This window comes from Oceanobacillus sojae (assembly GCF_007991515.1).
Classification (GTDB): domain Bacteria; phylum Bacillota; class Bacilli; order Bacillales; family Amphibacillaceae; genus Oceanobacillus; species Oceanobacillus sojae.
This window is the reverse complement of record NZ_BJYM01000011.1, coordinates 36,033-48,942: the sequence shown is the minus strand read 5'-3', so window position 1 is coordinate 48,942 and position 12,910 is coordinate 36,033. Positions and strand designations below refer to the sequence as shown.

Below are 12,910 nucleotides of genomic sequence, written 5' to 3'. Positions count from 1 at the left end.
TATCAGACTGAATCCCGGCTTCTGAAGCCAAAGATTCAGTCTGTAAAAGATACTTGCCTGCACTTAGATATTTTTCAGGAATTAGAAATAATATATAGTTATTTTCAATTACAAGCATTTTACTGCATACATTTTCAGATGCGGATTATAGCTGAATGGACAGATATTTTACCTCAACATATTCATCAATTCCGTGGTGACCGCCTTCCCGGCCGAGTCCGCTCTCTTTAAATCCTCCAAATGGAGCTTGTGCTGTTGAAGGTCCTCCATCGTTAATACCCACAATGCCATACTCTAATTGCTCGCCAACCTCAATTGCTGTAGTGAGGTTTTCCGTGAATAAATATGCTGCTAATCCATAAGGAGTATTGTTAGCACGTGCAATAACCTCCTCCTTGGAGTCGAACGTGGTGATCGGAGCCAAAGGGCCAAAGGTTTCTTCCTGCATACACAGCATCTCATCATTTACATTAGTTAATACAGTCGGAGCAAAAAATAAACCTTCATTTGCTTTTTCATCACCTAACAGTTTTTCTGCTCCTTTGTTCAGAGCGTCCTTAATATGCTCCCGCACTTTTTCAACTGCTGACTGATCAATTAAAGGACCAATTTCTACTCCTTCTTCTAATCCATTCCCTACTTTAAGCTGTGCTGCTTTTTCTGCAAAAGCCTTTGCAAACTCCCGCTCAATAGACTCATGAACATAAATTCTATTTGCACAGACACAGGTTTGCCCCGCATTACGATATTTAGAAGCAATTGCTCCATCTACTGCTTTTTCAATGTCTGCATCCTCCATAACAATCAACGGAGCAAGGCCGCCAAGCTCCAGAGAAATCTTTTTCACAGTATCAGCAGATTTTCGCATTAATAATTTTCCTACCTCTGTCGAGCCTGTAAATGATATTTTCCGAACACGCGTATCCTCCATCCAGGCATCACTAATTTCACTGGAGCTTCCTGTTACAATTTGAAGCACGCCCTCTGGAATTCCTGCCTCTATCGCAAGCTCGCGCAGACGAATAGCTGTTAAAGGTGTGGCGCTCGCCGGTTTTACAACTGCCGTACAGCCGGCTGCCAATGCCGGTGCAACCTTGCGGGTAATCATTGCGGCTGGAAAATTCCATGGTGTAATCGCTGCAATGACACCAACAGGCTGACGGGTGACAACAATTCTCTTATCTCTCGCTGTTGCAGGAATAGTTTCGCCATAGAGCCTTTTTCCCTCTTCTGCGTACCAGGCAATAAAGCTGTTGGCATATTGAATTTCTCCTGCTGCTTCCTTTACAGGTTTTCCTTGTTCCATTGTCATGATTTCAGCTAATTCGGATTCATGCTGTTCAATAAGTCCGTGCCATTTATTTAATAAAGCACTTCTTTCATAGACGGATTGTTTCGACCATGCTGGAAAGGCTTCGTATGCTTTATCAACAGCTTGCTCAGCCTCCTTTTCCCCACCTTTTAAGACCGTATCCACTACCTCACCTGTTGCCGGATTCGTTACTTCAATAACTTCTTTACTTTTTGTCATTAGAATACCCTCCAACTTTCATGATATGCTTCACTCTACCCCAATTATACATCTTGAAATCATCAATTCCACCTATTTGAATGAATATAAAATGAATATAAGCTGATAAAAATACGTTTCCTTCACATTCACTTTTTATTTTTCAACAAAAAAACTCCCTGACAAAAGTTATTGCCCGGGAGATTTTATATTCCTATTTAGCTGCATAGCTGCGAATGTGATCTTTTACACCGGCTAAACAGATTTTTGCCGGATCTTCATCAATATTCAGCTGTTTCTCACTGCCATCTGTTGGAAGTGATTCTTCAAATACTTTCTCATATGCTGCTACAGAAATACATTTTCTATTTGCAAACATTGCTTGGTGCTCTGCTGTCTGCAGATGCTTTTTATAGTCCGGCTGCAGTTTTCCGGAGAAGAATTCACCGACAGCTCCAGAACCGTAGCTGTATAAACCGATCGTATCTCCTTCTTTTAACTCATCCTGATTTTCTAATAATGAAATCAGACTGAGGTAAAGAGAGCCTGTGTAGATATTGCCTACATTACGATTATATTTCGTACTGATTTGATAATTATTTTTTAACCTTTCCTGTACTTCCTCAGGTGCATCCTCAATCACTGTACGCAGTGCTTTCCAGCCCATTTTTGTATATGGTAAATGAAAAGCTATTGCAGCAAAATCCTCTAAGCTTCTACCAGTTTGCTCCTGGTAGTCTTTCCATACTTTTTGGAAGAAAGCAATATATTGTTCATTGGAGTATTTCCCATCCACATACGCTGTTGTGGAATATACCGGTCTCCAAAAATCCATAATATCCTCTGTATAATATGTGCTTTCACTTTCCAGATCCAGTAATCTTGGAGATGCACTTACTAAAATAGCCACTGCACCAGCGCCTTGCGTCGATTCACCAGGGGTATTCAACCCGTAACGTGCAATATCAGAAGCTAATACAAGAACTTTTTTATCCGGGTGAAGCGCAATATGCCCTTTTGCCATTTGAATTCCCGCAGTTGCACCGTAGCAAGCCTGCTTCAGCTCCACCGAGCGTGCCCTTGGATTCAAACCTAATAATTGATGTATATAAACAGCAGCTGATTTGGAATGATCTACTCCAGACTCTGTTCCAAAAATAACCAAATCTATTTTCTCTTTATCTTCATCATCTAAAATCTGTTCCGCTGCATTAGCTGCTAAAGAAACTGGATCTTGTGTCACTGGTGGAACAGCCATTTCATCCTGTCCCAAACCAACGGTAAATTTACCTGGATCAATTCCCCGTTCTTTTGCTAAATCATTCATATCTACATACAGATGCGGTGCATAAAACCCTAGTTTATCGATTCCAATCTTCACTATTATTCCTACCCTTCTCCTTACTAATATGAGGCTGCTTTAAAAAGCTCATATCCTGCGTTTTCGGTAAATCAAAACTTTATATACTTGGTGCAATAAAAATTCTCCCGAGATGTAAAACAATATCATATCGGGAAGAAGCCATTATATTTCCTTGGCAATATATTTCTTAATTATTCAGATGTCAATCCAAAACAATTATTGTCGAAAAATACAATAATTAAATGATAATACAAGGATTGTTTAAATAGCAAACAAAATAGCGTTATTTTATCTTTTAGCAGATTAATCACGGAGCCATTTATTTAACAATTATTTCTGTTTTACTGAATCCTTCTTTTGTTTTATGAACTTCTATCGCTGCCGGAAAAACATCCTTCAGCTCCTGCACATGCGAAATAACACCTATCATTCTTCCGGATTGCTGCAGCTGTATAAGCGCATCAATCGCTTTAAGCAAGGATTCTTCATCCAATGATCCAAAGCCTTCATCAATAAACATTGTCTGAATAACAATATTCCCCTGGAAGCTTTGAATGACATCACTCATACCAAGTGCAAGACAAAGAGAGGCATGGAATTTTTCTCCTCCAGACAATGTTTTTACATCTCTGGTCTGCCCTGTGTATTGATCATAGACATCTAATCCTAGTCCACTTTGTTTTCCACGTGATTCCTGGCGGTCACTTCTCGTCAGATAGAATTGTCCATTGGAAAGATCGTTTAAGCGCAGATTTGCAGCCTCAATAATTTGCTCTAGATACTCCATCTGCAGATACCGTTCAAAAGATATCTTTTTGGGATTTTGTCCCCGCAGAGTATCATATAAATCTGTTATTACCATCCGCTTTTTCTCCACATTTGCAGCTTGAAGATCAAATTCCTGTAACTGGTTTATATAAAATGTCATGTCCTTCTTTTCCTGCTGCAGCTGCTGCAGCTTTTCAAGATTGACTTTTGTTTCTTGCTTCCATTTTTCTAAGACAGTTTCTATCTCCGATACATCTTGTTTTGATTTTCCTTCCAGCTTCTTCTTAAGTTCGGAAATTTGTTTTTCTAATTGATAGCCTTGTTTTTCATAATCAGCAAGCCTTTTTCTCACAGACTGATAAGTAGATTCATCCCACTTTACTTGCTGATATGTCAGCTCTGTAAAATCTGCCTGCTCTAACTTCTCCTGAAAGATTTTCTCTAAGTTGTCTATTTTCTGTTTCCGTTTTATATGATTTTCTCGCAGGTTATGCACGTCAGCCGTCCATTTTGTAAATGCTTCCTGTACGTTTCTATAGTTTTCCTGCACATCTGTCCAGCGCTTTTCCATTTGTTGCTTTTCGGTTCTTAAATTGCTGATTTCAGCTTCCAATTTGGAAAGAATGCGTAAGCTCTCTGGAATCTGGGTGAATTGCTGCTGATAAACCGCCCTCTTACTTTGATAATCAGTTTGAAGCTGACTGACCCAGCTACTTTGTTCATTAACAGCAGTGTCACTTTGCTTTTGTTCCTGACGCGTCCTTGCTAATTCTTTTTTACATTCATTTAAGCGTGCTTTAGATTGCTCCAGACGACCTTCCTCGCTTTTTTTCTTCTTCCCTTTCTCAACGATTTCCTGATATTTTTGCTCCGGGTTAGAAAATTCCAATTCGTGCTGAGTAAGCTCCTGTTCTAATGCTTGTTTTTCTGATTGATAAGCTTTTATATTTGCAGCAAGTTCCCGCCAAACAGCTTCTTTTTCATCCATCCGTTTTTTTGACTGTTCCAGCTCCTCTTTGGTGACTTCTGCTTCCTTTGTTGCAGCTGGCGATGGGTGCTTTAAGCTGCCACAGACCGGACAGGGCTCACCATCATGCAAATGCACAGCTAATACATGTGCCTGATTAGCAAACCAGGCTTGTTCCAGCCGTTTATAGCCTTCTTTCTCCTTCAGGTAAACAGCTTCTTTATTCTTTAAGGATGCCTCACCTGTTTGTATTTGCACTACTTTTTCTTTATATTTTTTCATCAGCATTGCCTGCTCGCGGAGCAGTCTTAATTCGTCCCTTACTGCCTCCAGCTTATCTGAATCTTTATCTAACAGTTCTTCTTCTTTTTCCAGGCGGTCGATTTGTTTACTGCGTAACTCATGGCGCTCTTTTAATTTATCTAACTGTGATTCTCCCTGCTTTAATTGGGCATCTAGTTTCTGAATCTCCATTTTTTTTTCTTCTAATTCTTTTACAACAGGCAAAAAGCCTTCTAGACGATTTACTTCTATTGATATTTTATCCCGTTCTCCCGCATTTTCCTGTTCTTTTTTAAAATCAACTTCTGCCTGCTGTTTTTGATTTTCCATTTTTGTCTGTTGTGCTTCCAGCTGCTGCAGCGCTTTGTCACCTTCTTCGAACTCTTTACTTGCTTCTTTCAGCTGATGTTCATATGGAATAATCAACTTTGCCTGCTCTGCCGCAGACACTTCACTTTTTAATCTATCCATTTCTTCAGCTTGTTCTTTCCATGATGTGAAATGATTCTGATGCATCTCCAGTTCAGAAAAATTCTCATTAACCTGTTTTGCATGGAATAATTGATTTTGAACATATTCCTGCTGCTTTGTTGCTTCTTTATAGAAACTGTCCACTTCTTCGATAGTCTGTTTATTCTTTCTCAATTCTAATTCCAGTACCCCAATAATCTGATTTGCATTAACATGCTCTCTGCTTGCCAGTTCATGTATATCAGAATCATCCGCAAGCTCCAAAGAAAAAATTTGCGCACGCAGCTGCTCCATCCGATTTAAAATACGCTGATTTTCTTGCTCTAATTTTGCTTTCTTCTCTTTAAGCAGTTCATTCATATATTTATAATGCTCTGTTTTGAACAAGCGTCTTAATATTTCTTCTTTGTTTTCTGTACCGGAAGTAAGTAATTTACGAAATTCCCCTTGTGGAAGCATTACAATTTGTTTAAATTGATCCGGTGTCAGACCGATAATCTCTTCTACTTTTTGATCAATTTCACTTACCATTTGCCTGTCTACACAGGGAAATTCCCCTTCTTCTCGTATTTCATAAAATTCACATTTATCTCCAGTCTTACTTTTATTCCCTTTCTTAACATGACCAAGCTGACGAAAAATACGATATGTTTTATCCTGTATTTGAAAAACAAGCTCAGCCGATGTATGTATATCTTCATCTGCAAAGTCACTGCGCAGCATGCGTTGATCTTCCCGATCAGATCCACTTGCTTTCCCATATAATGCAAAAGCTATTCCATCAAATAACGTGGTCTTCCCTGCTCCCGTTTTCCCTGAAATCACAAAAAGTGTATTCCCCTGAAGCTCGTCAAAGTCAATGGTTTCTTTTTCTTTATAAGGCCCAAAAGCATTTAATGTTAGTCGTAATGGCTGCATTCTATTTTCACCTGCTTTTATCTGGATGCTTTCCGTTCACTGGCTGCATCCTGAATTTCTTGAAATAATTCATTCATAATTTGATTAATTTCTTCTGATGCTCCCTTCTCCGTCACTTCCTGATAAAAAGCATCAAATAATTCCATTTCACTTAAGCTCGTCTTCGGAGCCTGATTCTCTGTGTGATTATTTGCACCTGTTGTTGTTCTGATTCTTTCAACATGCATGGCGTTTGGAAAAATAGAACGTACCTTTTCCATTGGCGATAATACCGGCAGCTCATCCAGTAATTGCACAAATACATAATCTTCACTTCGCGGCTGTTTATAAATATCCTCCATCTTCCTTTTTAAAGAACGGATTTCCCGTTTAGGAATAAGGAACTTCTTCTCCACCTGAATTTCCCCTTTTTCATCCAATTCCACTACTAAATATCCTTTTTTATGATGTTCCTCTGATAAGGAATATTTCAGTATTGACCCGGAATATCGGATTTTTTCTTCTAATACATGATGAGCCTGGTGGAGATGCCCCAGAGCCGTATAATGAAAATCTTTAAACAGATGTGCATCAACATGCTCTGCACCGCCGATGGATAAGGGACGTTCAGAATCACTTGTATTTTCCTCTGTCTCGCCAAAAGGAGTTACAAAGGCATGTCCAACATAAACATGACGCGCTGCCGGATCCATATTTTCTTTTATGCGATTAACCAGAAAAGCATTTGCATCCTGATGATTGCGGATATCCTCTTCTTGAAACAAGGTTTTCACCACACTCGGATCCGCATACGGATTAAGATGAAAATGTACTTCACCAAATTCATCTGAAAGAATAATCGGCTTTCGATTTTCCGACAATTGCCCAATAATATGATAGCCATTTTCTTTCATCAGCCGGCTGCCAAAATGAAGTCTGCCTGGACTATCATGATTCCCCGCAATCGCTAAGACAGGTATACCTAATTGATTAATAATCCTGTCCAAAGTTCTATCCAATAAATCAACTGCTTCCACTGGCGGTACGGCACGATCGTATAAATCTCCTGCAATAATAACTGCATCTGGACTCTCTTTTTCTACCGTCTCAACAAACTGATCCAGAATAAACGCCTGGTCTTCAGTCATATACACTCCTTGTACCAGCTTACCTAAATGCCAATCTGCTGTATGAATTAATTTCATTTTGCAACCTCCCGACGAACCATACTTCCATTTAATTTTCATATTTCTTTTTCACAAAGTTATTCCGGCTTGTAAAGTCCTGTTGTATGTACAGAACCCTTTTATTTATAACAAGCCTTCTTTTTCAATCAAATAACTATAAGGAATATCAAAAAATATATAGCGCTGGTGCGACAACGGATAAGCATAGGTTCTAATCAGCTCTGAACGTTCAATATCTGTATATAAATCAGATAAAATTCCTTTTTTTTCAATATTCATCCGCATAATATTTTCGAAAAAATATGGACGCCAGCTCCAATTTTTATGCATTCCCTCTTGTAATAATATCCAATTCCCCTGACTATCCTTTTCTACATTTGCTGATACTTGTAATCCAACGCTATTACAGATATATATACGAAATACAAAATCTTCACAGCCTTTAGCAAGCTTTAGTAACCAGGCATCATCATTTCCTGGTCTCACCTGTGACAAAAGCCCGTTAATAGTTCCATGAACTAAATCTAATAATTCAAATTGCGCTTTGGCCTTCTGTTGTTCATAGGTTACGAATTCTCTAAAATACTCGGTTAATTTACTTTTACAGCAATCTTCCTCAATAAACTCCTGCTGCGGCGAAGTCAGGTAACTTCCCTGGTAATATTCTCCCCCGCTTTTCCAGGCAAAGTTCAATTGATTATAAGAACGTATTCCTTTAAATAATAGAGATGCACCTATTTTTCTGGATAGCATCGATACACCAAAATAAACATCCTTATACAAATGCGGCAGGAAATCATCCTTTAAAAATGATGTATCTACTTTTATAAAAGAAGGATGTAAAATAGCTAATTGATTTAAACTGCCATTCGGATAAGCTAATTCAATACTAATTTTAACTCCTAAAGTTTTTAAATATTTAATGATATGATTTAGCTGATCCATGTTGCCGGTCAGACAAATATCTTTAATTTCCAGAATTATTTTATTCAGATCTAATCCATTTTCTTGATAATCATGAAGTAAATTAATGAATGTTTCACCATTATCACGAACGAGTAATTCCGCATCATAATAAAAAGAAAGGTATCCTGGATAATTTTCCTGTAATTTCTTTTCAATCGCTTTTTGATGAATGTATTGATTAACTTCCAGACGAAATTCATCCGGTATAGAAGTATCATCGAAGAGCCAATCCAAACGCTGCTTTCTGCCATTTTCATCTAAAAAATAAGCAATTACTTCATAGCCGCTGATCAGCTGCTTGTCTGCACGGATAATTGGTTTATAATAAGGAAGTAATTGTTCTAAATCTATTAAAATATCTAGTGGATCCATACTGACTCCCCCTTCATGTCATTATATCATATTCCATTTTAAACCTTTTTGCGTATATTTTTATACGGATATTTTTACATACTCCTTCAATAATAACAAAATAATAAACTGAATCCTTATTCCATGATTTTTTACTATCATGAATTATTATTTAATCGTACAAATTTCCCAACAGAATATGGGAAATCCCATACTACCATTTTTTATTATTGTCAAGCTTTTTTCGACATTTTTCGACACTTTTCAAAAATATGTAGAAGTTTTCTTGAACATTTTGTGAAGTGTTTCTCAATGTCTTGTAATTTCTTTACATCAGTATTAATATTGTTTCTGCTATAGAGTTATACTAAATTAATTGTGTGTTCAATAATCGAAAGAATGTTTTCCAATTTTCTTTGAACAACCTCTTAATAAAGTGAAACTTCATTCGGCGGAGGATTTTCATCCCCGCTGAATGATAGTTGAACCAATCGGGCCGTTACTGGCTGTGTAAACTCCCATATAGAGCCTTTAATTCTTCTCAATTCTTGAAGTTGGAGTCTTACAGCCGGTTACACTTCGATAAAAACCAGACAATCTTATACACAATCAAGGGAAGGGGTATTAACATGAAGTTAAAGTGGGCCTATTTAGCAATTTTAACAGGTATTGCCGGATTACTGGCAGGCTGTGAACCATTACTCGTACTTAATCCAAAGGGTCCCCAGGCAGAGACAACTGCAAATGTGATTTGGTTATCTATCATTACAATGTCTTTCATTGTTGTTGTTGTCCTAGTAATGCTAACAGTTATTTTATTTAAATATAGAGCATCAAAACAAGATCCTGATTATGAACCTCCACATATTGAAGGCAATAAATATGTGGAAGGGATTATTGTCACAATTCCAATTCTAATTGTTGCTTTTTTATCTGTTGTTTCCACTATTTCAACGCATCAAGTGGAAAGTCCTCCGGAAGGATATGCTGAAGATGAACCAGTCGTTATTTACGCATCATCTTCTAACTGGAAATGGCATTTCAGTTATCCGGAGCAGGATATTGAAACAGTAAATTATGTTTTCATCCCAACAAATCAAAATGTGGAATTCCGTTTATATTCTCACGGAACAATTTCAAGTTTTTGGATTCCGCAGCTTGCAGGGCAGAAATATGCGATGGCTGATATGACAAACTACTTGAATGTTGTTGCAGAAGAGCCTGGAGAATATATGGGAAGAAACTCCAACTTTAATGGAGAAGGTTTTGCAGAGAATGAATTTACAGTAACTGCGCTCGCTCCAAGTGAATTTGATTCTTGGGTCGAAGATATTCATAATACTGCCGATCCGCTTACAGAAGAGAAATTTGAAGAATTATTAGAGCCTGGACATTTAGGACAAATGACTTTTAATGGTACTCACCAGGAATTTAAACCTGCGCCTGAAGGAGAAAATAGCCCTCATGATCACGGAGGTTCCTCAGATTCAGAAGAGGAAGGCGAACATCACCACCACTAAGTCATTTATTTGGCTAGCAGCACACTCCTGGAGTGTGCCTGAATATTTCTAAGCTCTAGAAAGGAGTTTTATCATAATGGATTTTTTTGATAGATTTACGATTCCACCCCATGATGATCCAATGCTTTATGCGTCCATCGTTGCAATTGGACTTGTAAGTATTGCGATTGTTCTCGGTGTTACCTATTTTAAAAAATGGGGTTATCTTTGGAGTGAGTGGTTAACAACAGTTGATCATAAACGTATTGGAATTATGTATATTATTTCAGCATTGCTGATGCTTTTCCGAGGTGGCGCTGACGCTGTTATGATGCGGCTGCAAACTGCTGTTCCGGATAATTCCTTCTTAGATGCACAGCATTATAACGAAGTTTTCACCACACACGGTGTTGTTATGATCTTTTTCATGGCAATGGCATTTATTATCGGTATGATGAACTTTGTTGTTCCGCTTCAAATCGGAGCAAGGGACGTTGCTTTTCCGCGTTTGAACGCGCTCAGTTTCTGGTTATATTTCGCCGGAGCTATGCTATTTAATATTTCCTTCGTTGTCGGAGGATCACCAGATGCCGGATGGACAAACTATTATCCGCTGGCAGGAACAGAATTCAGTGAACATGTCGGGGTTAACTACTATAACTGGGCACTGCAAATTTCCGGTATCGGAACCTTGATGACGGGAATTAACTTTATCGCTACAATTATGAAAATGCGTGCACCTGGTATGACATTAATGAAAATGCCAATGTTTACCTGGTCTGCATTAATTACAAACCTTATAATCGTGTTCGCGTTCCCTGTATTGACAATTGCTTTACTAATGGGAACATTAGACCGTCAATTCTTTACCAACTTCTTTACAACAGGAGACGGCGGTATGGATATGATGTGGGCAAACCTGTTCTGGATTTGGGGACACCCTGAAGTATATATTCTGATACTTCCTGCATTCGGGATTTACTCACAAATTATCGCTACATTCTCTCAGCGTAATTTATATGGCTATAAATCGATGGTTGCATCGATGGTTATTATTTCCTTGCTATCCTTTATGGTATGGGTTCACCACTTCTTTACTATGGGACAAGGCGCAGTTGCAAACAGTATATTCTCTATCACAACAATGGCAATCGCTGTGCCGACGGGAATTAAGATATTTAACTGGCTTCTGACGATGTGGAAAGGAAAGATACGATTTACGACACCAATGATGTATTCTGTGGCATTTATTCCGTTGTTTACCATTGGCGGGGTAACAGGTGTTATGCTTGCAATAGCAAGTGCTGACTACCAATATCACAACACAATGTTTTTAGTAGCTCACTTCCATAATGTAATCATCCCTGGTGTTGTATTCGCGATGATTGCCGGTCTCATTTATTATTGGCCAAAAATGTTTGGTTTCTTGCTGAATGAACGTATTGGTAAATGGGCATTCTGGAATATTGTTATTGGTTTCTGCCTGTCCTTCTTCCCAATGTACATTACCGGTTTAAACGGTCAGGCACGAAGAATGTACACTTATTCAGAAGCATCTGGGTTTGGTCCTTTAAGTATGGTGTCCTTCTTTGGTGCGTTGCTCTTAGCAATCGGGTTCGTATTGATCGTTTATAACGTTTATTACAGCTTCCGATATGCACCAAGAAATGTCGGGGACGACCCTTGGAATGCACGTTCTCTTGAATGGGCAACCCATAATCCAGTTCCAGAATATAACTTTGCTATTACACCAAATGTTAATTCAAGTGAAGCATTCTGGGATTATAAGAAGAACGGACATGACTTATTTAAAGGTGAAATTAAGGACATTCATATGCCGAATAACAGCGGCTGGTCCATTATTTTTGCCGGTATCTTCTTTGTTTTTGCCTTTTGCTTCGTATTCCATGTATGGGTAGGAGTGATTATCGCATTCGCCGGTATTATTGGCTGTCTGCTGTATCGTTCCTTCGAAAAAGATGATGGGCATCATATTCACAAAGAAGAAATTGAAGAAACGGAAAAGAAATTTGGAGGTGCTAAGTAATGAAACTTGATTCCAAAAATCTGCCTCTTGAATATAGCACCGAAACCAATAGAATGAATATCCTTGGATTCTGGATTTTCCTAAGTGCGGAAATCATGCTGTTTGCGACCCTGTTTACATCGTATTTTGTTTATGTAGACCGCGGCGTGGGCAGCGGGCCCGCCGGGGCAGAGATTTTTGAATTGCCACCGGTATTGATTGAGACATTCCTTCTCTTGACAAGTAGTTTTACGATTGGATTAGCGGTCCATGCAATGCGTATTAATCGTGTAAAAGCAATGATTGGCTTTATGGTAGTTACACTTCTCTTGGGTGCTGGATTCCTCAGCGTGGAAGTATATGAATTTATTCACTACTACCACATAGGTGCAACATTACAGACAAGCGGTTTTACAGCAACACTCTTAACAACGCTCGGGACGCATGGTGCCCACGTAACGTTAGGGCTGTTCTGGGGTATCATGATTATTATTCAAATCCTTCGCAATGGCTTAAATGCGCGGACAGCGAATAAATCATTTATATTCTCCCTTTACTGGCACTTCTTAGATGTTATGTGGATCTTCATTTTCAGCTTTATTTACTTGAAGGGAATGATGTAG

8 protein-coding genes are annotated in these 12,910 nt (G+C 38.6%); 3 read left to right on the top strand and 5 right to left on the bottom strand.

What is annotated here, in order from left to right:
* Nucleotides 1-145 precede the first annotated feature (145 nt).
* The 5 genes from OSO01_RS13345 to OSO01_RS13325 form a co-directional block, all read right to left on the bottom strand.
* Nucleotides 146-1,531 (bottom strand): NAD-dependent succinate-semialdehyde dehydrogenase, encoded by a 1,386-nt coding sequence (locus tag OSO01_RS13345; protein ID WP_147210944.1) that lies wholly within the window; start codon nt 1,529-1,531, stop codon nt 146-148.
* Between the two features lie 193 nt (nt 1,532-1,724).
* A complete protein-coding gene (locus OSO01_RS13340) occupies nt 1,725-2,891 on the bottom strand; it encodes a hydroxymethylglutaryl-CoA synthase (protein WP_147210943.1) in 1,167 nt (388 codons plus the stop codon).
* A 301-nt stretch (nt 2,892-3,192) separates the two neighbouring features.
* Nucleotides 3,193-6,279, bottom strand: coding sequence for an AAA family ATPase (locus tag OSO01_RS13335; protein ID WP_147210942.1), 3,087 nt, complete (start codon nt 6,277-6,279; stop codon nt 3,193-3,195).
* Between the two features lie 17 nt (nt 6,280-6,296).
* A complete protein-coding gene (locus OSO01_RS13330) occupies nt 6,297-7,463 on the bottom strand; it encodes an exonuclease SbcCD subunit D (RefSeq protein ID WP_147210941.1) in 1,167 nt (388 codons plus the stop codon).
* A 105-nt stretch (nt 7,464-7,568) separates the two neighbouring features.
* Nucleotides 7,569-8,783 (bottom strand): EAL domain-containing protein, encoded by a 1,215-nt coding sequence (locus OSO01_RS13325; protein ID WP_147210940.1) that lies wholly within the window; start codon nt 8,781-8,783, stop codon nt 7,569-7,571.
* A 608-nt stretch (nt 8,784-9,391) separates the two neighbouring features.
* Between OSO01_RS13325 and qoxA the strand changes: the two genes are divergently transcribed.
* The 3 genes from qoxA (at nt 9,392) to qoxC (ending at nt 12,910) form a co-directional block, all read left to right on the top strand.
* Nucleotides 9,392-10,282 (top strand): cytochrome aa3 quinol oxidase subunit II, encoded by an 891-nt coding sequence (qoxA, locus tag OSO01_RS13320; protein ID WP_147210939.1) that lies wholly within the window; start codon nt 9,392-9,394, stop codon nt 10,280-10,282.
* A gap of 76 nt (nt 10,283-10,358) precedes the next feature.
* Nucleotides 10,359-12,308, top strand: coding sequence for a cytochrome aa3 quinol oxidase subunit I (gene qoxB / locus OSO01_RS13315; RefSeq protein ID WP_147210938.1), 1,950 nt, complete (start codon nt 10,359-10,361; stop codon nt 12,306-12,308).
* Nucleotides 12,308-12,910: a cytochrome aa3 quinol oxidase subunit III gene (qoxC, locus tag OSO01_RS13310; protein ID WP_147210937.1), complete on the top strand. Its 603-nt coding sequence runs from the start codon at nt 12,308-12,310 to the stop codon at nt 12,908-12,910. Before qoxB ends, qoxC begins: the two co-directional genes overlap by 1 nt.